Origin of the sequence: Oleidesulfovibrio alaskensis DSM 16109 (genome assembly GCF_000482745.1) — a bacterium.
GTDB lineage: Bacteria > Desulfobacterota > Desulfovibrionia > Desulfovibrionales > Desulfovibrionaceae > Oleidesulfovibrio > Oleidesulfovibrio alaskensis.
Genome location: NZ_AXWQ01000006.1, coordinates 125,708 through 150,582 on the forward strand (window position 1 = coordinate 125,708; position 24,875 = coordinate 150,582).

The window sequence follows — 24,875 nt, forward strand, 5'->3', positions numbered from 1 at the left end:
TGTACGGAACATCCTGCCGTGCATTTTATCCGCGCCGCAGCAGCTGCCGCGCCAGACGCTGCAGCGGGGCGGGCAGCAGCACTCTGACACAGCCTTTCCACGGGTGGCTGTCCAGCGGATGAAACACCATCGCCCGCAGATAACAGCCTGCCGCCTGCAGACGCTTACCCGCAGCAAGACAGCGGTCTGCTCTGCCGTTGTAAAAGGATGCACGCGAACGCCTGCGTGCACGCGGGCTTACCCGATGCCCGTGTTCCCTGTTGAACCGTTCATAAATCTGCCAGACCACACGCACACGCTCTTCCACCTGCCGCGAGATCTGCGTGCCGTGCACACGGTACCGCACCAGAGGTTCGTCCACAGCCAGAAATCTGTGATGGCAGGCCACGCGCAGCCAGAAATCATAATCCTGACTGATACGCAGATCCTCGGCTATGTACCCGCTGACGGCAAACACACCGCGGCGCACCATGGCTGACGACATGCAGATAAAGCTGTCCACATACAGTTCGTCCAGCACGTCGCCGCTGTGCAGCACCGGGGTGTATCCGGCAACAGTCCTGCCGTGCCCGTCCATGGTTTCGCGCTGAGAATAGACAACATCATATTGCGGTGCCGCATCCAGCGCCGCTACCTGTATGGACAGTTTGTGCGGCATCCATGCATCATCAGAATCAAGAAACGCCACATAGCGTCCCGTACTTTCCCGTATGCCTCTGTTGCGTGTGTAACCCGGCCCGCGGTTTTCGTGATGCAGATAGCGGATGCGCGCATCGTCGAACCCTGCCAGAATACCGCGCACGTCACCGGGCGAACCGTCATCCACCACCAGCAGTTCAAAATCGGTAAAATCCTGTTCCAGCACGGAGCGGACAGCCTCCGCCAGATACGCCTCGGTCTTGTACACAGGCATGATGACACTTACGGCAGGCCGGTCAGACATGACGCTCCTGTCGGGTATTGATGATTTTTGCGCAGAACCTCCGGTCATGACACAGCCTCCCGCTTTGCACCGCATGCTTCCGCCATTTCTTCAAGATGGTACAGATAAGCCGCTGTAAGCGTGAACCAGCGGGTGGAGGCGCCGTAGCGGCTGTCCAGCGCTCCCCGCAGCAGACGCGGCCACAATACGGCGTTGTTCAGCAGGCGGGACCTGCGACGCAGCCCCAGCATGGCCAGTTCGCGGCACAACCGCAGACTGTGTGCGGCATCATCGCGCTGCACAGTCCCCTTCTTTTCAAAGGGGATATCAGCGAACTCCGGATATGCGGCGGTAATGGTCATGGAATGGAACCCGCGCGGCACCAGCAGCTCGTGCGGCAGAGAACACAGGTAATCGTGCAGGGAAGCGTCAAGAAACGGAGCCACTGCAATCCCCCCGCCGAAAACACCGAAGGTCAGCAGCGCGACTTCGCGGCGCAGTCTGGCCGTGAAAAAAAACCTGCGGGCGGGACGCGGGTCACCGGAACAGCGCCGCAAAGCCTCTTCCAGCTCTGCCAGTGCCATCTCGTGCGGCATGGCCGCATACAGTTCCGGCCGCAGTACAAGACGCATGGCCGTCTCGCTGAACACCGCGGGCGATGCCGTCAGCCCCCGTGCAAACTCCGCATATTCTCCGCGTTCCAGCATTCGGCAGCGCTCTTCTGTCACAAGACCGGATTCGGAAAGATTATCTCCCCCCAGACCGTCAAACACCGTGCAGCCAAGCGTTTTCAGGCGGAGTCCCGCCCCGCGGGCCCAGCTGTGCTCGTCGGCACAGAAGTCCGTTTCCAGATGGCAGCACCATTCGGCGGTAAGCCGCGAAGGAGCAGCTCCGATAATTTCATGCCTGCAGCCGGTGCGGCGGGCCAGTTCTGCTGCTATATCGGCATCATCGTCGGCCCGGGGCGGAAAATGACGCGCAGTCACCGCCAGCTGCGGAAGACGATTCTGCCTGTGCAGTTCCAGCAGGATATGCCGCGAATCTCTGCCGCCGCTCAACGGCAGCCCCACGGGTCCTTCCGTCACGCTCAGACAGCGTGAAACGGCCTGACGGAACAGATCGATGTACCCGTCCATATACCGTTTTTTTGCCGCTCCGGTCACAGGGCCCTCGTGGCATGGCGCCACGCAGACCGGATTGCTGCGAACCTGAGGAGCGCTGTCTGCGGAAAAAAGAGGCTTCCAGACCAGCGAGCCCCCCTCCGGCAGCACCCGTATGTGACGAAAGGCAGTACGTTCGCCCACAAAATACCCGACACGCAGAAAAACGGACAGTCCTTTCATATCAAGGTCTGCCGGTGCTCCGGCGGCAAGCAGGGCAGGCAGCGAGCGGGAGACACCCAGCACACCGTCCGTCCAGAAATAGTAAAGAGGATGTATGCCGTAGCGGTCGGTGAACAGCTGCAGGGTTGCACCGTCCCAGTGCCACCCTGCATAAATTCCCCCGCCATCGGGCTGTCTGTAGCCCTGTTCGTGGTGCGCAGGCCCTGCGGACAGCAAAGCGGGCTGAGCGGAATCAGCGGGCTGCGGCGATGACGGGACGTCAGCAAGCCTGCACAGACTCCGGCGCACAGATGCGGGCAGACCGAGCAGGCCGCGGGCACCGTCACGCGCCAGTATAAACACGGGCTGTCGCAGGCATTGCTGCAGCGCCGCTTGTGTCTGCCGTCTGTCAAGCATGGTATTCCTGCCTTACGCGCCGCAGCCTATGCCACATCAGCGAATATTTTTTCTTTGCTGCGGAAGTACAGCGCACCGGTGACACAAAGAAAAAGCGACAATCCGCCCCCCAGCCCAAGCAGGTCCCACGGCATGGGCACAGTGCCCAGCAGTGCGGAACGGAATCCCTCGATGACTCCTACCATCGGATTGCAGCCGTACAGCAGCCGGTACTCTTCGGGAACAAGCGACACCGGATACACCACCGGTGCGGCATACATGAGCAGCTGCACGACAAAATTGAGCGAGTAATGCACATCGCGGTACTGAATGGCCAAAGCAGTCAGCCATGTGCCTATGCCTGCGGCTGTAAGCATCATCAGCACCACCAGAAACGGCAGATACAGCACGCCCCAGGTGGGCACCACCTTATACCACAGCATAATGCCAAAAAGCATGACCATGGCGATGGAAAAATCGACCAGCTTTGCCACCACGGCCGAAAGAGGCAGCACCAGACGCGGAAAATAAACCTTGCGTATCATATTGGCGTTGCTGACCAGACTTCCCGCGCTTTCTGTCAGCGCATTGGCAAAATATGTCCACGGCACCAGTGCCGTGAAACTGAACACAGCGTAGGGCACCCCGTCGGAGTCGACCTTGGCCAGCCTGCCGAACACAATGGTGAACACCACCATGGAAAAAAGCGGCTGCACAATGGCCCACCCCACCCCGAGCAGCGACTGCGCATAGCGCACCCGGATACTGCGCCATACCAGAAACATCAGAAGATCCCTGTATTCCCAGAGTTCCTGAAGATTTATACTGCGCATTCCTTTACGCTGCTCAAGCACAACCCTGTAGCGTGCATCGGTCTTGTTCATCTGAAAAATACCTGTCTGTTCTTGTTTATTTTGTGTCCGGCAGCCTGTACAGCGGGTCACCGATGCCGCTCATCATCCAGCGTACAGTGGGGGTTGCCATAAACATGGCCTCGGCAAATGTGAACTTTCCGCTCCAGAAGCGGTCAAAAAACACGTCACCGCGGGTGTACCCCTCCACATACGGTTCTGCCACCGCTCCGAAGGTGGCCGTCACACCCTGCTCCAGAAATCCCTGCGCCCAGCACGGCGGCGAGGAGGAAAGGGAAATAAGCGTATCAGACTTCAGAAAAGCGGCCACAGCCCCCGCGGGCCAGTCCGTCCGGCGTACCGGTCGGTAGGCGTGACCTACTCCGTAAAACCACACGGTATCCTGCGGCACATCATTGTCACGCGTATAGGCATGGGGTTTCATCTGCACGGGAACACCATACCGCGACGCCGCCTGCTCCACTTCCGACACCAGTTTATTTTTGGCAAACAGTCCCGGCGCATTGTGCAGCACCAGAGTTTTTTCCGCCTGCAGAGCCTTGTCAGTCAGACCGGCGGCCGTTTCTTCGTCAGGACCATCCAGCCGCACCGCCATATACAGCCCGTGGCTGGGGTCGAAATGTCCTCCGGACCGGAACATGGGATTAGGTGTTCCCATCACACGTCCCCACGTGTAACGGCGGAAGATGTCGGAAATCATGGAATCGACACTTCTGCCCGCACCGCGCAGAGGTATGCCGAAACAGGGCACAATGACGCGTATGCGTGCAGCCAGCCGCACGCCGTCTTCCATTGTATGCAGCAGATACTGCCGCAGGGGCTCTTCTATCTGGCGCAGACGGAAACGGTGCGCGGCAGACGGCAGGTCTATCTCTAAAATTCTGTGCTCCGGCACGCCGCGCTTACGAGCATACTGCCGGGCAACGCGCATGGAAGCACCGTCGCCGCCGCGCACCAGCAGCAGCACTTCATCCGGCTTCGGCGAACGGGCGGCAACGGTGCGTACAGGGCCGGTCTCCACGGCAGTGCTCAGGTTTCCTTCAGAATCGGCAACTCTCAGGCGATAGCGGTATTCAAACCCGTCTGCCAGCGTCGTATCCCGAAAAAAACCGGGACGCTGAACCGGTACGGAAACAGTATCGCCCCCCTGTTCCACACGGCCGTTCACATATCGGGGAAAGCGGGCCAGAACTGTATATCCGGCATCTCCGGCTGCTTTGCGGGCCAGTTCATATCCCACCACATCGCGTTCCAGAGGCTGATCCCAGAAAAGCCCCACTGCGCCATGCCCGCCCACCGCGTACAGATTTTTCACTCCCTGCGGCACGCCTTCGGGATCTGTTCCCGGCCGTGCAAGCAGCATAGCGCGGGGTTTTTCCGCGCCTGCGGCGTCGTAGGTATGCAAAAAATAAACATATTGCTCACCGTTGGTCAGTCCGGTCAGTTCCAGTGTACGATCCATTCCGCAGTCTTTGACCAGCACCACAGGAGCGCCTCTGAAAACCGTTTCGTCGCCGGTGCGCAGGCGGTACACCTTGACACCTTTGATCCCCTCACCCGTCACGGCCTCTTCGTTCCACTCCCAGCGCATGACGGCGCCCCCGTCGGACGATACTATTTCGCCCGCCGAAAAAGCAGGCGGGGGGGCAGCAGACGCAGCAGCCGGCAGCACCATCAACGCCGCCAGAAAAACAAAGCCGACCAGCAACCGGCATCCGCAGGCCATAACGCTTTCACAACGGCTCATAGTCACTCTTCCTTCTGTACGCCGGAGGCATTGACATCTGCCGCGCCGCACATCAGTTCGCGGTACAGTTCCTCATAGGCAGCCACATACGCACGGGCGGAAAACCGCTCACGCACAATACGGGGATGCTCCTCAGCAGCAAGGCCGCGGGCCTGTTCATCCTGCAGCAGTTCCAGCACGGCAGCCCCCAGACGGCGGGCATTGCCCGCGGGAACAATACGGCCTGCGGCCGAACCTTCCAGCGCTTCACGCACACCGCCCACGTCAGTGGCCGCCACGGGCAGCCCTGCGGCCATATACTCCACAAGCGCGTTGGAAAAACTTTCCGAATCAGACGAAAGCACTCCCACGTCAAAGGCCGGCAACAGCCGCTGCACGTCCTCTCTGCGCCCTGCAAACACGGTGCATTCTTCCAGCTTCAGCTTGCGTGCCTGCTTTTCCAGCGCAGGCCGCGCACTGCCTTCGCCCACCAGAACAAAATGTGCCGCAGGCATTTTGCGTCGCACCGCCGCCGCTGCCTTTAAAAACACATCCAGACGCTTCACCGGCCGCAGGTTGGCCACAATGCCCGCCACGGGAACATCCGGTGCAAGCCCCAGCGCTTCGCGGGCTTCTTGCCGGGCGGCTGCCCTCATCCCGCCGTCGCCGGGCAGTGCGCCGGTATCAAACCCGTTGGGAATGACCCTCACCGCCTCTGCCGGCAGATGTTCCGTACGCCGCACCCGGGCGGCTGTGTCGGCGGAATTGGCCACAAAAACATCCGCCCCGCGGTTCAGTACCCGCAGCAGCAGGCGGTCCGGACGCGTGAGCCAGTATCCCTGATTCTTGCGCATGCTGATCACGCGGGGCACTCCGGCCAGCCATGCGGCCACGGTGCCTGCCAGTGTGGCGTCCCTGAAGTGCAGCTGCACCACATCCACACCGTCTGCCGCAAACCACTGCGCAAGCCGCAGGACTCCGCGCCATCCTTCGCGGGTTTTAAAGCTGTCTGTTCCGGCCACCCGTACCTGACACGAATCAAAAGATTCACTGATCCACTGCGAACCGCGCAGCACATAAAGCACCGGCTCGAATTTTTCCCTGTCCAGCCTGTCCAGCAGCATGAGCAGCTGTTTTTCGGTACCGGCTGTGGGCGACCAGATGCCGTCGATGACCATGCCCACACGCACAGGTCCGCCGGAATGCGGCACGCGTTCGGCAATGCCCAGCACACGCCGCGCACGACGGGGTAACACAGCAATAAAACTATTTTTCCACTGCCTCCAGCCCTGCCTGAGACAACGCGCCGCCGCCCGCAGAAACCCGTACCCCAATCCCAGATGTATGGAACCGAACACCACCGGCATATGCCGCAGCAGGGCCGGTTCCTCGCGTTTCTGCGCTTCAACGGCAGAAACGGTAAACACTGCCAGCGCATACAGCAGCACGCACAACAGCCACATGCCCAAAGGCAGAAGCCACCCCGCCAGAGCTGCCAGCAGGCACAGCGGCAGAGAGAAAACACCGGCAGCCAGAGCGGCAGGCAGGGCCGCAGGCAGCGTCAGCGTTGCCGGATGGCGGCGCCAGAGTCTGAAACGCCCCTCGCCGTACCGCACCATCTGCCGCCAGAGTTCAGGCAGGGTTTCACGCGGATAATAGCGGACAGTCAGCAGCGGGCTGGTGGCCGCGGTAAAACCGGCCTGCTCCACACGGTAGTTGAACTCCACATCTTCGCAGGCATCAAAACTTTCATCCACATAGCCCACTTTTTCCAGCACGGCACGGGTATAGGCCGCGCCATTGCTTACGGGGCTGGCTGGACCTTCATACCCGCTGTAGATCAACGAACCGGCACCATGGCCGATGCGCGATGCCCGGGCCAGCGCCACCACCCGCTGAAACGCGGTGAGCTCCGGCGGATCAAGAGGCTGCGGACGGCCGAGACAGTCGGCATCAAATCTGCGCATGCACTGGGCAACATTATGCAGCAGCATGGCATCGGGGATATGACAATGCCCGTCCACCACCAGAAAAATATCTCCCCTGCCTTCGCGGAATCCTGCATTGCGCCCCGCCGATGAGCGCCGTCCGGCATTGGGCACGTACCGCACCTGCGGTGCACGACCGGCGATCTCCTTCACTATATCCGGCGTGGCATCGTCGGACATGCCGTCGGCAACGATAATCTCGAACCTGTCATGCGGATACCGCTGCGCCAGAAGCTGCTCAAGCGTGGCGGCGATAAACTGCTCCTCGTTGCGTACGGGCATGACCACCGTGATAAACGGCCAGACGCCTTCGTCCCGCCGCCACAGAGGAATTTCCGCAGATTCAGCCTCCGCAACCGCCTGTGCGACGACTTCTTCCTGCACCTGACCGGCGGCCTGTTGCTCACCTGCGGCCTGTTGCTCACCTGTGGCCGGAGAAGCCTTTCCGCGCCGCGCCAACAGTCCGCGCACTGCGGCAAAAGACATTACGCGTCCTCCTGCCGCCGCACGGGCTGCTGCTGTTCCTTGCCGGACACGGCACCGCCGCGGCCGTCCGTCCACGCACAATGCTGCGGGGTAACGGCACAGGGCATCGGCGTTATCCGTCTGTAAAGATTCAGATACTGCTCTGTCTGCCCCGCATAGGAAAATGACCGGCTGATGAACGAATAAGCATTTTCGCCCATGGTTCTGCGCAGGGCGGGATCATCCAGCAGAGAGCCGACGGCGGCGGCCAGTGCGGCATCGTCACCCGGTTCCGTCACCAGCCCCGTGTGCCCGTGGCGCACCACCTCGGGCGAACCTCCGGCGCGCGTGCAGACCACGGGCCTGCGGCAGGCAGCTGCCTCCAGCGCCACATTGGGCAGGCCCTCGGTAAAACTGGGCAGAACAAAAATATCGCATTCGTGCATGATGCCGCGCATGTCCTTACGGAATCCGGGAAGAAAAAAACGGTTCTGCAGTCCGGCTTCCTCTATCTGACGCTCCAACCGGCTGCGCAGCGCCCCCTCGCCGAAAACGGCAAAATACACATCAGGATGCCGCTCGAGAACCATGGCCGCCGCACGTATCATTCCGGCGTGATTCTTTTCCGGCGACAGCCTGCCCGCGGTGATGACCACCTCCGCCGTATCCGGTATGCCCAGCAGCGGGCGCAGCACCCCCGCAGAAGGAGGGTACGTCTCCAGATCAATGGCGTTGTGAATGACGCTTACCCTGGCAGCCGGCACGCCGGCTTCGACAACTTTGGCGCGCTGTCCGGCGGAAACCGCCACAACATGTCTGGCAAACCGCAGAAAAAGCCTGTCCAGACGCTCATACAACCGCACTCGCGGGCACTCGCCGGTCCAGCCGCGTGATACGGCCACCTCCGGCACACGCATAAACCACGATGCCAGTCTGCCCACAACATTGGCTTTGTATCCGTGCGTGACAAGCAGATGCACCTGTTCACGGTGCAGCACCCCCGCCAGTTCCCCGATGAGCAGCGGATTAAACGCTCCCTGCCGTCTCAGCGGCGCCACGGGAATACCCCGCTCCTGTGCATGCAGATACAGCTCGTTACGCCTGCCTTCTTCAAAAAAAGGAATGAGCAGCGGACGCACCCCTGAACGCTGCAGATGCTCCAGATGGGTAAGCACCTGCCGTTCCGGCCCCCCGTAAAAATTGCTCGCTATGCAATGTGCCACGGTGACGGGGCCTTTTTCGGGTAAAATGCATGCAGATGACGGTAAAGCGGCGCTCATACGCGTTTTGTCCTTTGCCATACAGTGCGGTTGATGCCCAGAAGGCCTCTGACAGTGGCATAAACAAGCTCGTACACCACCACCGGCAGATACAGCGTCCACAGAACCCGCCGACGGGTAAGTCCCGCACTGACGGTTCCCGCAACAACCATGGCGGCCTGCACCGCCAGCAGGCACATGCTCCATGCCGTAATGAACCCGCTATGCAGCAGCACCCCGGCAGCCAGCGGCAGCAGAACAGTCAGCAGCATCAGCGGTCTGCTGCCCGTCAGCATACTCCAGCCCGCATCAAACAGGGCCGCCTGACGCTCTGCCAGCCCCTGCCGCATGAGAACCAGTGCCTCGCGCCGGGAAATACCGGCATTGCCGGAAGCCCAGCGCAGACGCTGCATGCGCAGCTGTTCCACCGTGACGGGGCTTTCGGCCAGCACCTGCGTCTGCGGCATGTAGCGCACCCCCACGCCCGCACGCAGCAGTTCCAGCGTGTACTCAGTGTCTTCGGTGATGGAAAAAGCCCGCCATGGGTGCGCCCGCAGCACCGCGGCGGAAAAACACATGCCGTTGCCCCGCAGCACGGCAGGCAGGCCCAGACGCATTTTGCCTTCGTAAAACAGAATATTTTCCATCACGTTGCCCACATGCAGCCACCAGGTCAGCGGCGCCGCATCGGGATTCAGAATTCCGTATTCCGCCTGCATGACATGATTACCGGCCTGCAGTCCCGCGGCAAATTCACGCAGCAGGCCTGCGTCCGGCACCGTGTCTGCATCCAGCACCACCACAGCATCCACCCGGGGCAGCGAAACACAGGAGCAGCCTGCGCACCCGTGAGCGCCGCCCAGCAGGGCATCAAACGCAAAACGCAGGGCATAGCCCTTGCCTCTGCGGGCGGCATCGGACCGCACAAGCACCGTGGCACCCGCGCCGGATGCCGCCTGCGCCGTACCGTCCGTGCAGTTATCGGCCACCACCAGCACACGGAATTCATCCGCAGGATACTCCATGGCCAGTGCGGCCTGCACTGTGCGGGCGATGCCGGACTCTTCGTCATGGGCCGGTATGACAACCGCAAAAAAACAGCCGCCGGTCCGATCCCTGTCTGAAGCAGCAGAAAAAGCGGATACAGGCGACTGCCGCACGCATGGCCGCCAGCCAAGCACCGCCAACAGCGCAAGCCATGCTGTGGCGGCCGTGGCAAATGCCAGAATCAGGCATAAAAACGCGTACAGCACAGGCTATGCTCCCGGTGAAAACGGTTTTTCGGCCAGTCGGGAAATACAGAACCGGAACTTACCGCTGCTTTCCGACTGTATGGAGTCTGTAAACTCCACGTCGTACCGCATGCTCCGGCCGAAACGGGTCCACACCAGCTGCGCCAGAGTCTCCAGCGCGCTATCCTGCCAGTCGGCGCCGCGCACCATGCGGAACACCAGATAATCCAGCTCTTCCTGCACAATCTGCAGCTGCTTTACGCCGGAAAGCTTCATGGCGAAATTTTCGGTCAGCGAAATGCCGGAAATAAACTCTCCCTGCGGCGTGCGCACGTAGTCGGCTATTCTGCCCTCCACCGCGGCAAGCCGCGGATAGCTGCGTCCGCAGGCGCAGGTACCGGCCATAAACCGTGAAACATCACCCACGCGGTAGCGGATGAAAGGCATGGCAAGGTTGCTCAGGTCAGTTACCACCACTGCTCCGGGTTCACCCTCAGGTACCGGCCTGCCATCGGCATCCACACATTCCACCACCAGCGTGTCCATATTTACATGCAGCCCCTGATGCTGCTCGCATTCGCAGGCAATGAGACTGACCTCTTCGCAACCGTAGCGGTTGGTCACTTTGCAGCGGAACACATCCTCCACCATGGCGCGTTCAAAATCGTGCAGCACCATGGCCGTGCTGATGATACCCCGCGGATAAATGCCCGACAGCCCGCGGGCCTTCATGAACGAAGCAAAAAGGTACAGAGAATGGGCATGGCCGAAGAGCAACACCGGCCGCACACGCAGCAGCGTACGGTGAAAATCGTTCATGGCCGCTTCATCCATCCGCAGCGTGTCCAGAAAGGTCATGCGCTGCAGCAGCAGATTACGCAGCCAGAGGCGCCAGTTCTGCGAACTTTCAGGATTGCCCCACACAGCGCCCACACGTTCGCCCAGACGCCAGCCCGCCCACATGTCATGGCGCAGGGTGCAGGCTCTTTTCCACTGCTGGCTGGCTTCATCCTTGGCTATCTCCAGCGAAACACCTGTTGAACCGGATGTTTTTGTCCAGACAAGTTTGTCCTCCGGCACATTACCGGCCAGCAGGGTCCTGCCCGCAGAGCGGATGTGTTCTTTTTCCAGCACCGGCAGTGCGTAAAAATCATCCCAGCTGCGCACGCTGTCGGCATCTATGCCCTGTGCAGCCCACAGAGCACGGTAGTAAGGCACATGAGCAGCCGCATGCCGCAAGAGACCGCGCAGGCGTTCCCACTGCAGCGCGCGCATTTCGTCAAGCGGACGGTACTGGTTTGCACTGACGGTTTTCAGGTGACGCAGATACGGTGAATGTTCGTACACCGCCCACATGGGAGCAATAACGTGGCGCGCCACATACGAAAACCAGTCCGGTGCATTGGTGCGGACAGTCTCTGCGGAATCAGACATGCGCGTTTTCTCCTGAAAAGCTGCCCTGCGGTGCAGATACTGTCTGCATTGTGCCGGCGCCCAGCGCGTCTTCAAGCACCTGCGCCATGGGGGCAAAACTGTGGTGGGTCAGCAAATAGCGCAGCTTGCGCTCCATGCGCCCCAGATTAAGATAATGGCGGAAACGCGAACGCAGAGGAACGCGCCCCGGTATTCTGGGCTGGGCGGGGTCTATTTCCCACGGATGAAAGTAGAGTACGGCAGGATGGTTGCGGCTGTTGAGCGCGGCATACGCCCTGCCTATTAGCGGTGCAGGCAGCAGACGCAGATAGCCGCCCCCCGCCACGGGAAAATTGAAAGACCGTCTGCCGGCAGAAAACACCACGGTACTGGGCGGAAACTCCGCCAGCAGCCCTTGGCCGCACTGCATGACATGCGGAAAGCGTTCTGCTCCGGGCATACCGTAGATATCGTGATGAATGGGAAAGATGCTGGAATCGTAGGTGAACCCCAGCTGCTGGAGGATATCAAGCGCCCACAATGTGCTGCGGGTGATGGTCCAGCTGGGGGCGCGGAACCCGACTACGGGCTTTCCGCCCACATCTTCAAGATAGCTTTTCGCCCGCTGCACGTCCTGACGGAACACATCGGGGGACTGGGCGGTTATGCGCCGGTGGGCGTAGCCGTGGCAGCCTATTTCATGGCCGGCATCGGCAATGCGCCGTACAAGCCACGGGTGGCGTTCGGCCACCCAGCCCAGCATAAAAAAAGTACCGCGCACCGACAGCTCTTCAAACAGTTCAAGCACGCGCAGCGTATTGCCCTGCACCCGCGAAGGCATTGATTCCCAGTCTGCCGGACGCACACAGCTGTCAAACGCGCTGACATGGAAATAATCCTCCACATCGACAGTAAGAGCATTGCGCATGCGGTATCCTCCTTTCAGCTTGCGCGGGTGCGCCGAAAGAAGGATTCACGGACGTTAGAACGTGACGCCGACTTCGGCCATAATGCGGTTTGCGGCCCACGGGTTTTCACCCGCTTCGTCCACGCTTTTATATCTGTACGTCAGGCTTGCGGTAACATTCTCCTGCATGGCGTACGACAGCGAAGCATCACAGTACCAGCGGTCAGTCACACCATCGGGGGCGTCTTCGCTTTCGTATGTCAGGCCGCCGCCCAGCGTGGCTCTGGGCGAAAGCTCATATGTACCCCGTAACGAAGGCCGCCAGCTGCGGGTGGTGCCGCTGCCCGAATCCTGACCGTCACCGGCCGAATCTTCAGCCTCTTCCGATTCGCGGTACTGCATGTTCAGCGACAGGGTTGCCCTGTCAAAAATCTTTGTCAGTCCGGCAGAGTATGTACTTGTCAGCAGCAGTTCGCCGGAATCAGGATCATCCTGATAATCCTGCACGAAACCAAGCGTACCCACCACCGAACCGAATGTGTGCACCAGCGAAGCTTCGTAGTACATTTCCACCGCGGAGCCGCCCTTGTCGTATTCGTTGAACGAGGGCCCGAACCGCAAGGAAATCCGCGAGTCTTCGGCATAGTCGTAGGTGCCCCCTACATAAACTCTGTGCCGCGTCAGGTCGTCTGAAGACCCCTCGTCCTCTTCGGCGTTTTCCACCGTAAAGGAATACCCCGCCAGACCGCTCAACCGTTCAGAAATTTCTCTGTTCGCGTCCGCAAAAAGCTCGTGCGAAATTTTGTTGGTGCCGTCGTCTTTCTGGGCATAACGCACGTCCCGCAGCCTGTATCCCGTATTTATCTGCGTGCGCTCGTCGGGATTAAGCACAAAATACGGCGACAGTATGGCCACATTTTTATCCACCGTGCCGGACGAAGACGTCTCGTCACCTTCAATGACTTCACCCCGCCGTGCATCTGAATACACCGAACTATAGGTATCTGTCAGGCTTATATAAAAAAAGTCCTCGACAGCATTGACCAGCACCTGGGCCGCAAGCTTGTGGTTATAATCGTCTTCATAGGTGCCGTCTTTGTAGTACTGGTAGTCGCCTGAATACAGCAGCGATCCTGTTACCCTGCCCCCTTCGTAGGTGGCTCCCAGCGTGGGTTTGACATGTGTGATGAAGTCACCGCGGCCGCCCGCGCGTTCATCCACGTTGTCGTTATATTCGCCCCCCGCGCCGATACCTGCTTTCAGATCGATTTCCGCAGCCTGCGCACACAGCGGCAGGCTGAGCATCACAGCCACAAGGAGCCGGAAGAAATACTTCATGTTTCTTTCCGTTAGGGTTCAGGTTGCCTGACAGGTGCCGCAGAAGAAACCACCGCACACAGTATCCAATTATGCCATCAAACCCTGTACCCCACTGCTCCGGCAAGGTCAATCGACCGATATCTAACAAGGCGGAAAATCAGGCTCAATCGCCGCCGAAAACCCGCCGAAACCATCCTTTGCGCCGTTCCGGCTTCTGCCGGTAAGGCTGTACCTGCGGTGCGGCCCCGCGCTGCATTCTTTCCGCGTGCAGCGACTCCACCCTGCCGGCCAGCACCGTCACGCGCTTTTCCAGTGCGCCCAGCCGTTCAGCCATATCCGCCAGCATGTCCGGCCCGCTTTTTTCATAACCGCGTTCCAGCACATCAAGCCGCTGTCCCAGATCCTGCAGCATCAGCATCATACGGCGGGCCACACTGGAAGCATCGCGCCGTACGGCAGTGCGCCGCTGCTGCTCTGCGGCGGGGGCAGGTGCCGACGTTTCATCCACGGGCCAGAACTGTCTTTCAAAATCCAGTTCCGCCAGCAGGTCCTGCAACTCCGCAGAGTTTATGCTGCGCCGTCCGGCGGCATAGGCATCAAGCAGCACATAATCACACAAAATATTGACCAGTCGGGGTATGCCGCGGGTTGCCTCGTGCATCAGCCCGAAAACTCCCTCACCCCACTCCATGGCGTCGCGGTTGCCCGCCCGTTCCAGCCTGAAGAGCACATACTCGCGCAGCTCTTCCTGACTGAGCGGCGCAATGTGGCAATGCACCTGTATGCGCTGGCGCAACTGTACCAGTGCAGGTGAACGCAGCAGATCGCGCAGTTCCGGCTGTCCCACCAGAATTATCTGCAGCAGTTTGGCGCTGTCCGTTTCCAGATTGGACAGCATGCGCACTTCTTCCAACAGTTCCTGACTCAGGTTCTGGGCCTCGTCTATGACCAGAACAGCCCGCCGTCCCGCCGCATACTGATCTATGAGAAAATCATTCAGATCACGCAGCATGACCATCTTGTCGCGGCCCGCCGTTTCCAGCCCGAAGTCATCATTGATCATGGCCACGAGCTGGGTTGAATCCACCCGCGTGTTAAACACCTTGGACAAAACCATGCGGCCCAGATCACGCTTGAGCATCTCCCGGATGAGCGTGGTCTTGCCCGACCCGACCTCGCCGGTCAGCAGTATGAAGCCTGAACGTTCACTGAGCCCGTATTCAAAATACGCCAGCGCCTTGCGGTGGGCTTTGCTGGGGTACAGAAAGTCAGGATCGGGCAGCAGCTCGAAAGGCTTTGTCCGCAGATGAAAAAACTCGTTGTACACTGTGTCTCCGTTGTTGCGGCACGATGCGGCTATGCGCCGGAACCGTAACCGCCATACCCGTAGCCGTAGCCGTAACGGCCTCTTCTGCCCCCGCCGCTGCGTGCATTGTTGTACACAACCCCCAGCATGGTGGCACCTTCCAGCGCTTCCAGCGACTCCCGCAGGTCTTCCATGGTGGCCACATTTTCACGCACCACCATCACCACGCCGTCAACCACCCGGCTCAGCGAACGCGTTTCAGAAAACGGCAGCACCGGCGGCGTATCGATAATAAGATATCTGTCGGTGTAGCGGTGTTTCATCTGCAGCAGCAGATCCTGCATCATGGTGGAGGCAAAAAGCTCTCCGGGGTTGGGCACAGCCCTGCCCGCGGGCAGGAACGACAACCTGCCAAGACCGGTGGGCACCAGCGCCTCACCCACATCTGTACCGTCAAGCAGACAGTCCGTAAGGCCGGGAGTACGCGCCACACCCAGCAGTTCATGGCAGGTGGGCCCGCGCAAATCCGCGTCGATAAGCAGCACCGTGTGGTCAAATTCCTGTGCAAGACTGATGGCCAGATTGGCGGAGGTAAGGCTTTTGCCTTCGCGCGAAAGGGCGCTTGTGACCATCAGCATGTTCTGAAAACCGCTGCGCTTGGTCAGTTTGACCAGCCGTTCCTTGAGCTTTCTGTATTCTTCGCTCAGACCGGACTGCATGGCAGTGGCGGTGACAAGCTTGGGGCTGAGCCGCACCTGCCGGGCTGCCGCAACGCGCGGCGCCGGCAACGGACCGGCAGGCCCGCCTGAATCTTCAGCGGGAGTATGCGGCACTCCGGACGGAGCACCTCCGCCTCCGGCGGGGCGTGGCGGCGTATCTTCCGCGTTATGTTCTTTATCCTTACGCGCCCTTGCGAGCGCCTGTTCAATTCTGCTCATATAAATACTCTCCGGAAAAACCGGTTATATACCTGCAGGTTGTGTACCGCACCACCGCACCGCAAAAAGGTCTGCAAACGATGCCGGCCATGCGGCCTTAAAACCAGCTTTTTACGGTAAAGACCGCACCAGCGATAAAGTTTTCCATAAAACGCAGCTGCAGAAATTCCGCCGCGGCAACGGCAACCACGCCACCGCACAACAGAACACCGCACGCCGTCACAGCGGCACGACGCCTGAAAATACGCCGCTCCTCCGCTACATCTGAAATACTGGGCACCACCGCCATCACATGAAACCCCAGCCTGCGCAGGTCTTCAACCGAACGCACCCGCGGATTCAGCAGGTCGAACAGAAAAAGCACCCCGAATGCTCCGCCCAGACCGGCAGCCATGCCCGCCAACAGTATGAGCCAGCGCTTGGGGCTGACCGGTACCGAAGGCAGCACGGCCGGATCAATAATGCGGAAACTCACCGCCTTGTCCTGCAGCTCCATTTGCTTTGAAACCTCGGACTGTCCGTAGCGCCCCACAAGCTGTTCATAAATAAGAGATTCCTTGCGCTTGCGGTTTTCAAGATCGGCAAGTTCCGTCGCTACCGAAGGAATTTCGCGCAGCAACCGCTCGTTGTCCGCTATTTTAGAAACAAGCTGTGCTTCCTGCTGTTCCACGGCGGTCAGCTCAACCTTGATACGCTGATACTCGGAAGTTCCGTAGATTATCTTGCGTTCTTCTTCCCCCTTGCGGGCCACTTCACGCCGGAGTCCTTCTATCTCCTGTTTTGTCCTGATGACAGCGGGATGTTTTTCCGTGTAGCTGACAAGCATGGCGGCAAGCTGCGCCTCCAGCGTTTCCAGCCTGTTGCGCAGCGGCGTATTGCGCAGCATGACACCGCGCTGCGCCAGCAGATCTGTCTTGCGGATACGCAATGCCTGCAATTCTTCCTGCGCCATCTGAATTTCACGCCGCAGTGCCGGTTCACTCATATTCAGAATCTGGCCGCGGCTGGCTTTAAAGCTGTCTATCTCCGCCTGCACGGCTTCTATGCGCTTGCGGAAAACCTCTATCTGGTCTGCAAGAAAACGGGTGGCTTCAAAAGATTCCTCGCGCTTGTCGGAGGTGCTCTGTTCTATGTAATGGCGGGTCAGGGTGTTGACAAAATCACGCGCCAGCACAGGATTGCTGCTCTCGTACGAAATAAAAAAAAGACCGCGTTTTTCGTCCAGCCCCACACTAACCTTTCTGCGCACGGAGGTTATGCGTTCCTCCAGCGCAGGTCCGCTCAGGCCAAGGTCCATGTCCAGTTCTTTCATCACCGAAAGCAGTGAAGAGCGGCTGAGCAGCGACACATTGAGAATACGGATTTTAGCGCCCATGGAAGGCGTTATGGCGATACCGCGCACCAGATCATTTATGACGTTCTGCTCAATGGCCACAGTGCTTTTGGCCTGATATATCTTGGGCAGCGAATACGCGAACCCGAGAGCCGCCAGCATAACCACGGCGGCCATCAGCCAGAAGGCCAGAGCATGCTCCCAGAGCAACCGTATATAACGCAGTATGTCGAGGCCGCCACCGGCCTCGACATCATCCAGCATTGTGTTCATGAAGACCCCGCGAATCCGCTAGAAAAAGCTCTTTTTCACTATTACGTAGTCACCCGGCTGCAATTCCAGATTCTGGGTCAGGTCGCCGTCGTTCACCAGATCGCCGCCGCGCACGGCAATGGATTTTTTTTCCACCCCGTCATGCCGTACTATCACTGTATTGTTCCTGTCGGCAAATTTGTTGAAACTGCCTGCCTCAAGCAGCGCTTCAAGCACGCTCAGCCCGTCGTGGTGAGGAATGGCCATGGGGTTGTTCACCGCGCCCATTACAAAAACATTGCGGTCGGCACGGTACGGAATGAAGATTCTGTCCCCCGGCTGCAAAGCCACATCGTTTTCCGTTTCGCCTTTTACAAACAGGCCGGTAAAACCGGAGACTATTCTGCGCCCCTGACGGGAAAGGTAGGCATTGTCAAAGTCTGCCGTATCTCCCGGAGACAGCTGCGCCAGCAGCTCCAGCAGGGTGGTGCTGCGTTCCAGCGGCACCACGGCCGCCTGCACCCCCGCACCGTGCACCGTGACCGAATTGTTGCGCACCTGTGTCACGCTTACGGTTACAATGGGGTTGCGTACCAGTTCGGCAAGCTTGCGCGACAGTTCTGTGGTCAGCTGCTGAGGCGTTTTGCCCTGCGCCATAACCTCACCCAAGTTCGGACTGCGCGGTCTGCGGCTGGCCCGCACCCTGCACGAAGGCTTTGTGCTCACCGTGGAACCGGGAGTGTACTTCATACCCGACCTCATAGCCCGCTGGACAGGAGAACGGCGCTGCGCCGACTTCATATGTTATGACAGGCTGCACGAATGGAGCGGTTTTGGCGGCATACGCATAGAGGATGACGTGCTGGTGACTGCCGGAGGACCGCAGGTGCTGGGCAGACCCATTCCCAAAACCGTACGCGAAATCGAAGAAGCCATGCGCGGATAACCCGCGGCGGATATTATGCATACCATAAGGGACTCCGGTCCCTTTTTTATTTATCCGCCGGTTACTGCAAACCGCTGTCTGATATCCCTTGCGGCACAGAAATCACCGGTTATGCTGTCCGCACCAAACTTGTCTTGACAGTTTTCACAGCCATCCATAATTTTTGCTTTCCGATAATTTTTTATTACACTGAAACTTCAAACGAGGGACGACCGTGTCTGTTGAAAACCGCTCCGCCGCCATCCAGCGATTCATCCCGCTTGTGGACTTTCTGGGAACCTTTTTGGGCAAAGACTGTGAGGTCGTGCTGCACGATACCTCGCGCCCCGACAGTTCTGTGGTGGCCATAGCCAACAGCCACATAAGCGGCCGCAGGGTTGGTTCTCCCATAACCGACCTTGCCCTGCAGCTGATGAAAGCGGGCACATCGGAGCGCGAGAGTTTTGTCATCGGGTACAAGTCACAGGCGCGTGACGGACGGGCGCTGCATTCGGCAACCTATTTCATACGCGAAGACGACGGCACGCTGGCCGGCATGCTGTGTCTGAACATGGACAACACCGGCCTGCTGGAAGCGCGCGACCTTATAGAGCGCTTCATCCAGCGGGGGCGCATGGAAAAACCCCGTCCCGAACCGGAAAACGGCCATTCGCTGGAAACGTTTGCCGAGTCGCTGGAAGACCTGACCGGCAGTAGTATTCTGCAGGTGGTCAACGGCGCCGAAATACCCCCCGAACGCATGACGCCTGACGAAAAAATTGCCATAGTGCGCACTCTTAATGACAAAGGGGTGTTTTTGCTCAAGGGCGCCGTGGCCGTGGTGGCGCGGCATCTGGCCGCCTCTGAAGCCACCGTGTACAGATACCTGCAGCGCGTCACCGGCTGACAGCACAAAAGCTCCCGCAAGCGGGAGCTTTTTTTATTGCTGTGCCGCATTTTCGCGTTGACAATAATTTTTTATCACAATAAAAAAATATCAACAGCAGCAAGGAAAGGTTCCCACCCAGCCAACACCGCGGAACCGCACCATGCTGCCGACAACTTTTTTGCACCCGCTGCAGGGCGATACGTGACGGACGCACTGCACCGGGCGCAAGGAAGAAAAAAGGAGACCCGGCTATGTTCAAAGCTATTGCCACAGACAAAGCACCCGGGGCCATCGGCCCCTACTCTCAGGGCACCGAAACGCAAGACCTTGTCTTCACTTCGGGCCAGCTGCCCATCGACCCTGCCACCAAAGTCATGCCCGAAGACATTTCGGAACAGACCAGACAGGCGCTCGAAAACGTCAAATCCGTGCTTGAAGCCGCAGGCTGCAGCCTGAAGCAGGTATTCAAGACCACGGTCTTTCTGGCCGACATGGCCGACTTTCCCAAAGTGAACGAAGTGTATGCCACTTACTTCAGCGAGCCTTTTCCCGCCCGCAGCTGCGTTCAGGTTGCTGCCCTGCCGCTGGGCGCGGGAGTGGAAATAGAAGTGGTTGCGCGCCGGTAATTCAGGGGGAAGCCGGAGCTGCTGGGTGAACTGGAAAAAATAATGATGCAGGTTGTCAGCCGCGTCGTTATTCCCATTCTGCCTTTCTTCATTGCCACCACCTTTGCCGGCCTTGCCTACGAAGGCAGCCTCACACGGCAGCTGCCGGTATTCCTCAAGGTCATCGTACTGGTGCTGCTGGGCCATTTCATCTGGCTGGCCGTCATGTACACCATTGCGGGCATTGTTTCGCGCCGCAACCCCATCGAGGTGCTGCGCCACTACCCGCCCGCCTATCTGACCGCCGTGGGCACCATGTCCAGCGCCGCCACACTGCCCGTGGCACTGGAATGCGCATCGCGTTCACGGGTGCTTTCCAAAGACACGGTTGAATTTGCCGTGCCGCTGGGCGCCACCATCCACCTGTGCGGTTCAGTACTTACCGAAACCTTCTTCGCCATGACCATCTCGCTGATGCTGTACGGCCACATGCCCGCTTTCGGCACCATGTTCGTGTTCATCATCCTGTTCGGCGTATTCGCCATCGGCGCTCCGGGCGTGCCCGGCGGCACGGTCATGGCTTCGCTGGGCATTGTGGTGGGCGTGCTGGGATTCGACCCCGCGGGCGTTGCCCTGCTGCTTGCCATCTTTGCTCTGCAGGACAGCTTCGGCACGGCATGCAACGTAACCGGCGACGGTGCTATTGCCCTGATGCTCGAAGGCATATTCAACAGAAACGGAGAGCTTTCGGGGCACAAGCTATAGGCACGTTCCGCCGCATCTCCATGACAACGCCATAGAAACGGATATATATATGCTCAAACCGGAATGGTCCCGATATATAGACCTGCTGCACAAGGAAGTTGTGCCGGCACTGGGCTGCACCGAACCTGTCGCGGTGGCGCTTGCAGCCGCACATGCCGCAGCAACTCTGGGCCGGACGCCCGACCGCATAGAAGTGAAGGTCAGCGGTAATCTGCTGAAAAACGGCATGGGTGTGGGTGTGCCCGGAACAGGCACCACCGGCATGAACATAGCTGCCGCCGTAGGTGCACTGGGCGGCGACCCGCAGCGCGGTCTTGAAGTGCTGGCCGGACTGACACCGGAGCAGGCCGAAGCAGGCAGGCAGATGGTGGCAGAAGGCAGAGTGGACGTTTCCGTGGCTCAGGGCGCTCCGCTGCTGTACGCCGAAGTCACGGTCACCGGCGGCGGACATACGGCCCGCAGCGTGCTGGTGCACGAACACTCGAACATCGTACGGCTGGAACGCGACGGCGAGACGGTCTTCTCCGTGCCTGTGCAGGACCTGTCACAGGGCGGCGTGGAAGAAAAATGGCCTCTGACCATGGCGGCCATTCACGAATTCGCCACGCAGGCACCGTATGATGCCATAGCCTTCATACTGGAAGCGGCACGGCTGAACGAAGCCATTGCCGTGGAAGGTCTGGCCAGGGAATACGGCCTGAAAGTAGGCCGCACCATTGATGAAAACATACGCAAGCACCTGATGTCCGACGATGTCAGCACGCTGGCGGTCAAACTGACGGCCGCCGCCTCCGACGCCCGCATGGCCGGTGTGTCATTGCCGGTCATGAGCAACTCGGGCAGCGGCAATCAGGGCATAACCTGCACCATGCCCGTGGTGGCTTTTGCAAAGCGTCTGGAATCAAGCGACGAAAAGCTTGCCCGCGCGCTTATCATGAGTCACCTGACGTCCATTCACATGAAGCACCGCCTTGGCAGGCTTTCCGCACTGTGCGGAGCCACTGTGGCGGCGGCGGCAGCCGGATGCGGCATAGTGCTGCTGATGGGCGGCGGTATGGAACAGGTGGACCGCACCATACGCAACATGGTGGGCAACGTGGCTGGCATGATCTGCGACGGAGCCAAAACCGGATGCGCCATGAAAGTGGCTTCGGCGGTAAGCGCCGGCCTGCAGTCCGCAATGCTTGCCATGGACGGCATAGGCATAGACCGCCGTGAAGGCATTGTGGAAGACGACATAGAGCTGTGCATCGCCAACCTTGCCCGACTGGGCAGTGACGGTATGCAGGAAGCCGACAGGGTGGTGCTGGACATCATGGTTTCCAAAAAGCCCTGAATCTGACGCCACAGACCGGCAACGGGCCGGAACAGCGTTACTTCCGCCATATGAAAGGCGCAGCCCCCATGCTGCGCCTTTCTGCATGGTTGCCCGGAAGCCGCACAAACCGGACGTACCCCGCGCATAAAAAACACCCCGCACGGCAACCCGTGCGGGGTGAACATACACCGATGAGTCTGCGGCGTGGCTACTTGATGGAATCAACAGGGTATCCGGCTTCTATCCATGCACGGATGCCGCCGGGATGACGGTAGACATTGGTGTAGCCCAGCTTGCGTGCCCAGGCTGCGCCGTTATGCGAGCGGGTGCACTTTACAAAGCCGCAGTAAAAAACCAGCACACGGTCTTTATCGGGACCCAGCATGGCTTCAAATTCAGCCTGACTCTTGTCTCCGGTTTCCTTCATGTCCCACTCATTCATATCAGGAATGGGAAAAAGAAACTGAGCCGCGCCGGGAATATGATTTTTCTTGTAGGAAGCTTCATAGGGCATGGTGTCCACGATAAGCATGGAACGACCTTCGTCTATCCACTTTTTCAGCTCTGCGGTGGTCACCACGTCATAGTCGCCGCGCTGCACTTCCTTAACCAGCTTGACCGTCTTTGTTTCCAGATCAAGTTCGTTTTCAGAAGACATAAAAGGCATGTTGCAGGCTGAAAGCGCCAGCACCGCGGTCAACATCACCAGCAGGGATACAATCCTTTTCATTTTCCTTTCCTCCTCAGGCTCAGCAGTTACAGGTGATCCGGCTGTTTTCCGGTTACAGAAAAACTCTTCCGGCTACACGCATGCGCCACCAGTACAGATGACATGCGCCCGCCAGCATAACAACGTCACGCACAAAGGCATCGCGTAACGCGCTGCCGTCCTCCACACCTTCAGGCAGGTCACCGGGTTCAAAGCAGCCGCAGTCGCCTATGGTAAGACCGGCAGCCATGGCATACCCGAGCACCCCCAGAAAAAGCAGCAGCATTGCCGTCACGGCAGTCAGACCGCCGCGCCTGTCAAAAAACAGCAGCACTCCCGCGGCAACCTCTGCCAGCGGCAGCAGAAAAGCCACCCACGGCACAACGGCTTGCGGCAGCATGCGGTACTCCTCGATGACCCGCGCAAAAGCCTGCATATCGGCAAGCTTCATGGCACCAGCCACCAGAAACAACACCGCCAGAGCAAGGCGCACAACCCTGTATGTCCAGACAGAGGATACAAACCGTAACATCATAATACCCATGCCTTTATGGTTCCGCGCACGATAGCCTCAGCCGGCGGCAAAATGAAATTGATAGTAGAAATGAAAAAACAATAACGCATAGACAAACCTGATAATTACATGGCCGCGCTATCAATAAAAAAGCCGCCTTCCTGAGCGGCAGCCGCACCGCGCCCCCTTGGACGTAACAGTAAATGCGCGTATAACGCCCCCCATGGCGAAAGCAAAAAAACTGCGGGAAGGATTCACAACCGGCACGGCAGCTTCCGCAGCGGCAGCCGCCGCTGTAAAGCTGCTGCTCACCGGCGGCAGCTCTCAGGCCGTTTCTGTGGCACTGCCCCCGTTCTGCGGCGATGCCCGCGGAAATATACAGCGGCTTACCGTACCGGTATCGGCATGCAGCCGGACAGCCGCAGCACAGGCCGCAGCGCAGGTGGTCAAAGACGGAGGCGACGACCCTGACGCAACCCACGGCAGTGTCATACAGGCGCATGTGGCGCTGTGCAGTGCGCCTCCTCCCGCAGAAGACACATGGCGGGGCAGACGCATAACAATCAGCGCGCAGACCATGACCGGCATTGCACAGGCGCTGGACAACGGCGACGGCAGCCTGCACCGTGCCTCGCAATGTCTGGATATTCATATTTACGGCGGCACCGGTGTGGGGGTCGTGACTCTGCCCGGTCTGCCGGTGCCCCCCGGCGAACCCGCCATCAACCCCGAACCCCGTAGGCAGATAGCCGCCGCCGTACTGGAACAGTGCGCCCGGCACGGATACTCCGGCGGGGTGGAAGTAACCATATGCGTACCCGACGGCGAAGAACGCGCAGCCAGAACATTCAACCCGAGACTGGGCATCCGCGGGGGAATTTCCATTCTGGGCACGCGCGGCACGGTAAAGCCATACAGCCACGGCGCATGGCGGGCCACCATCGTTCAGGGCATGAAGGTGGCGCGCACCACGGGTGCACAGACCGTCTATCTTTCCACAGGGCGCCGCAGCGAGCGTCTGCTCATGCAGCTGCACCCGCACGAACCGGAAACCGCCTTCGTTCAGGTTGCCGACTTTGCAGAATTTTCGCTGCGACAGGCAGCACAGGAAGTTTTTGAGCATATTGTCTGGGGGTGTTTTTTCGGCAAGCTGGTCAAACTGGGGGAAGGCCACAGCTACACACACGCCCATGCGGCGCAGATAGACTTCCGGACGCTGGCACAGGCATGCCGGCACGCCGGGCTGGAAGAAGAACTGGCGCAGCAGGTGGCCGCGGCCAATACCGCCCGGCATGCGCTGGACATTATGGAGCATTCCGCAGCGCTGCCCCGTGTGCTCAAGGCTCTGGCCGTAAAAGCGCTGAAGGCTGCCCGGAACCACACCGGCACGGCACCGGCGCTCACCGTCCATCTGTTTGATTTTGACGGACGGCATCTGGCGCAGGCACATGACTAGCCCCCGCATGCGCCATGGTGTACCATAGTTCAAACAACCCGAT

At 59.5% G+C, this 24,875-nt stretch carries 21 protein-coding genes and 1 pseudogene; 6 read left to right on the forward strand and 16 right to left on the reverse strand.

Annotated elements, in window-relative coordinates; all coding sequences use genetic code 11:
* Positions 1 to 25 precede the first annotated feature (25 nt).
* The 14 genes from H586_RS0105640 to H586_RS18285 form a co-directional block, all read right to left on the reverse strand.
* Positions 26 to 943, reverse strand: a complete 918-nt coding sequence (locus H586_RS0105640) for a glycosyltransferase family 2 protein (protein WP_034618673.1) — start codon at positions 941 to 943, stop codon at positions 26 to 28.
* A gap of 44 nt (positions 944 to 987) precedes the next feature.
* Entirely contained in the window at positions 988 to 2,661 is a 1,674-nt protein-coding gene (locus H586_RS0105645) for an asparagine synthase-related protein (RefSeq protein ID WP_027181547.1), read from the reverse strand.
* 26 nt (positions 2,662 to 2,687) lie between these two features.
* Positions 2,688 to 3,524 (reverse strand): ABC transporter permease, encoded by an 837-nt coding sequence (locus H586_RS0105650; protein ID WP_011366901.1) that lies wholly within the window; start codon positions 3,522 to 3,524, stop codon positions 2,688 to 2,690.
* 25 nt (positions 3,525 to 3,549) lie between these two features.
* The gene (locus H586_RS0105655) at positions 3,550 to 5,259 is read right to left on the reverse strand and encodes a TIGR03790 family protein (protein WP_011366900.1); all 1,710 of its coding nucleotides are present in this window, start codon (positions 5,257 to 5,259) and stop codon (positions 3,550 to 3,552) included.
* A gap of 2 nt (positions 5,260 to 5,261) precedes the next feature.
* On the reverse strand, positions 5,262 to 7,712 hold the full coding sequence (locus tag H586_RS21010; protein ID WP_027181548.1) for a glycosyltransferase: 2,451 nt from the start codon (positions 7,710 to 7,712) through the stop codon (positions 5,262 to 5,264).
* Positions 7,712 to 8,971, reverse strand: a complete 1,260-nt coding sequence (locus H586_RS0105665; RefSeq protein WP_051363879.1) for a glycosyltransferase — start codon at positions 8,969 to 8,971, stop codon at positions 7,712 to 7,714. The genes H586_RS21010 and H586_RS0105665 overlap by 1 nt, the downstream gene beginning before the upstream one ends.
* Positions 8,968 to 10,203, reverse strand: a complete 1,236-nt coding sequence (locus H586_RS18280; protein ID WP_011366897.1) for a glycosyltransferase family 2 protein — start codon at positions 10,201 to 10,203, stop codon at positions 8,968 to 8,970. Before H586_RS18280 ends, H586_RS0105665 begins: the two co-directional genes overlap by 4 nt.
* Positions 10,204 to 10,206: 3 nt before the next feature.
* Positions 10,207 to 11,616: a phenylacetate--CoA ligase family protein gene (locus tag H586_RS0105675; RefSeq protein WP_027181550.1), complete on the reverse strand. Its 1,410-nt coding sequence runs from the start codon at positions 11,614 to 11,616 to the stop codon at positions 10,207 to 10,209.
* Positions 11,609 to 12,523 carry an XrtA system polysaccharide deacetylase gene (locus tag H586_RS0105680; protein ID WP_027181551.1) on the reverse strand — a complete coding sequence of 305 codons (915 nt, stop codon included), beginning with the start codon at positions 12,521 to 12,523 and terminating at the stop codon, positions 11,609 to 11,611. Before H586_RS0105680 ends, H586_RS0105675 begins: the two co-directional genes overlap by 8 nt.
* Before the next feature lie 54 nt (positions 12,524 to 12,577).
* A complete protein-coding gene (locus H586_RS0105685) occupies positions 12,578 to 13,840 on the reverse strand; it encodes a TIGR03016 family PEP-CTERM system-associated outer membrane protein (protein WP_027181552.1) in 1,263 nt (420 codons plus the stop codon).
* A 145-nt stretch (positions 13,841 to 13,985) separates the two neighbouring features.
* A complete protein-coding gene (locus H586_RS0105690) occupies positions 13,986 to 15,149 on the reverse strand; it encodes an XrtA/PEP-CTERM system-associated ATPase (protein ID WP_011366894.1) in 1,164 nt (387 codons plus the stop codon).
* Positions 15,150 to 15,178: 29 nt separating this feature from the next.
* Positions 15,179 to 16,066, reverse strand: a complete 888-nt coding sequence (locus tag H586_RS0105695) for an XrtA-associated tyrosine autokinase (protein WP_011366893.1) — start codon at positions 16,064 to 16,066, stop codon at positions 15,179 to 15,181.
* A 97-nt stretch (positions 16,067 to 16,163) separates the two neighbouring features.
* Complete coding sequence (locus H586_RS0105700) at positions 16,164 to 17,672, reverse strand: XrtA system polysaccharide chain length determinant (protein ID WP_011366892.1); 1,509 nt, start codon at positions 17,670 to 17,672, stop codon at positions 16,164 to 16,166.
* Positions 17,673 to 17,690: 18 nt separating this feature from the next.
* Positions 17,691 to 18,308: an SLBB domain-containing protein gene (locus tag H586_RS18285; protein ID WP_234702937.1), complete on the reverse strand. Its 618-nt coding sequence runs from the start codon at positions 18,306 to 18,308 to the stop codon at positions 17,691 to 17,693.
* On the opposite strand from H586_RS18285, the gene H586_RS0105710 reads away from it, so the two are divergent.
* The 5 genes and pseudogenes from H586_RS0105710 (at position 18,295) to H586_RS0105735 (ending at position 22,171) form a co-directional block, all read left to right on the forward strand.
* A complete protein-coding gene (locus H586_RS0105710; protein ID WP_081701789.1) occupies positions 18,295 to 18,597 on the forward strand; it encodes a M24 family metallopeptidase in 303 nt (100 codons plus the stop codon). The genes H586_RS18285 and H586_RS0105710 overlap by 14 nt on opposite strands.
* Before the next feature lie 214 nt (positions 18,598 to 18,811).
* Entirely contained in the window at positions 18,812 to 19,483 is a 672-nt protein-coding gene (locus H586_RS0105720; RefSeq protein WP_027181555.1) for a helix-turn-helix transcriptional regulator, read from the forward strand.
* A gap of 233 nt (positions 19,484 to 19,716) precedes the next feature.
* Positions 19,717 to 20,091, forward strand: coding sequence for a RidA family protein (locus H586_RS0105725; protein WP_011366871.1), 375 nt, complete (start codon positions 19,717 to 19,719; stop codon positions 20,089 to 20,091).
* Between the two features lie 18 nt (positions 20,092 to 20,109).
* Positions 20,110 to 20,835 (forward strand): annotated as a pseudogene (locus H586_RS18290) (cation:dicarboxylate symporter family transporter); the annotation flags it as partial.
* A gap of 49 nt (positions 20,836 to 20,884) precedes the next feature.
* Complete coding sequence (locus tag H586_RS0105735; protein WP_027181556.1) at positions 20,885 to 22,171, forward strand: L-cysteine desulfidase family protein; 1,287 nt, start codon at positions 20,885 to 20,887, stop codon at positions 22,169 to 22,171.
* A 190-nt stretch (positions 22,172 to 22,361) separates the two neighbouring features.
* Here H586_RS0105735 and H586_RS0105740 read toward each other — a convergent pair whose 3' ends face one another.
* Both H586_RS0105740 and H586_RS0105745 read right to left on the reverse strand, forming a co-directional pair.
* Positions 22,362 to 22,883 (reverse strand): rhodanese-like domain-containing protein, encoded by a 522-nt coding sequence (locus H586_RS0105740; RefSeq protein ID WP_011366868.1) that lies wholly within the window; start codon positions 22,881 to 22,883, stop codon positions 22,362 to 22,364.
* Between the two features lie 52 nt (positions 22,884 to 22,935).
* The gene (locus H586_RS0105745) at positions 22,936 to 23,406 is read right to left on the reverse strand and encodes a MauE/DoxX family redox-associated membrane protein (RefSeq protein WP_148204110.1); all 471 of its coding nucleotides are present in this window, start codon (positions 23,404 to 23,406) and stop codon (positions 22,936 to 22,938) included.
* Positions 23,407 to 23,599: 193 nt separating this feature from the next.
* Between H586_RS0105745 and cbiD the strand changes: the two genes are divergently transcribed.
* Entirely contained in the window at positions 23,600 to 24,832 is a 1,233-nt protein-coding gene (cbiD, locus tag H586_RS0105750) for a cobalt-precorrin-5B (C(1))-methyltransferase CbiD (RefSeq protein ID WP_027181557.1), read from the forward strand.
* The last annotated feature ends 43 nt before the right edge of the window (positions 24,833 to 24,875 follow it).

Bases quoted from the DNA above. Each gene is read 5' to 3' on its own strand.
- H586_RS0105640 (WP_034618673.1), bottom strand. From the start codon at position 943: ATGTCTGACCGGCCTGCCGTAAGTGTCATCATGCCTGTGTACAAGACC.
- H586_RS0105645 (WP_027181547.1), bottom strand. From the start codon at position 2,661: ATGCTTGACAGACGGCAGACACAAGCGGCGCTGCAGCAATGCCTGCGA.
- H586_RS0105650 (WP_011366901.1), bottom strand. From the start codon at position 3,524: ATGAACAAGACCGATGCACGCTACAGGGTTGTGCTTGAGCAGCGTAAA.
- H586_RS0105655 (WP_011366900.1), bottom strand. From the start codon at position 5,259: ATGAGCCGTTGTGAAAGCGTTATGGCCTGCGGATGCCGGTTGCTGGTC.
- H586_RS21010 (WP_027181548.1), bottom strand. From the start codon at position 7,712: ATGTCTTTTGCCGCAGTGCGCGGACTGTTGGCGCGGCGCGGAAAGGCT.
- H586_RS0105665 (WP_051363879.1), bottom strand. From the start codon at position 8,971: ATGAGCGCCGCTTTACCGTCATCTGCATGCATTTTACCCGAAAAAGGC.
- H586_RS0105675 (WP_027181550.1), bottom strand. From the start codon at position 11,616: ATGTCTGATTCCGCAGAGACTGTCCGCACCAATGCACCGGACTGGTTT.
- H586_RS0105680 (WP_027181551.1), bottom strand. From the start codon at position 12,523: ATGCGCAATGCTCTTACTGTCGATGTGGAGGATTATTTCCATGTCAGC.
- H586_RS0105685 (WP_027181552.1), bottom strand. From the start codon at position 13,840: ATGAAGTATTTCTTCCGGCTCCTTGTGGCTGTGATGCTCAGCCTGCCG.
- H586_RS0105695 (WP_011366893.1), bottom strand. From the start codon at position 16,066: ATGAGCAGAATTGAACAGGCGCTCGCAAGGGCGCGTAAGGATAAAGAA.
- H586_RS0105700 (WP_011366892.1), bottom strand. From the start codon at position 17,672: ATGAACACAATGCTGGATGATGTCGAGGCCGGTGGCGGCCTCGACATA.
- H586_RS18285 (WP_234702937.1), bottom strand. From the start codon at position 18,308: ATGGCGCAGGGCAAAACGCCTCAGCAGCTGACCACAGAACTGTCGCGC.
- H586_RS0105725 (WP_011366871.1), top strand. From the start codon at position 19,717: ATGTTCAAAGCTATTGCCACAGACAAAGCACCCGGGGCCATCGGCCCC.
- H586_RS0105735 (WP_027181556.1), top strand. From the start codon at position 20,885: ATGCTCAAACCGGAATGGTCCCGATATATAGACCTGCTGCACAAGGAA.
- H586_RS0105740 (WP_011366868.1), bottom strand. From the start codon at position 22,883: ATGAAAAGGATTGTATCCCTGCTGGTGATGTTGACCGCGGTGCTGGCG.
- H586_RS0105745 (WP_148204110.1), bottom strand. From the start codon at position 23,406: ATGGGTATTATGATGTTACGGTTTGTATCCTCTGTCTGGACATACAGG.
- cbiD (WP_027181557.1), top strand. From the start codon at position 23,600: ATGGCGAAAGCAAAAAAACTGCGGGAAGGATTCACAACCGGCACGGCA.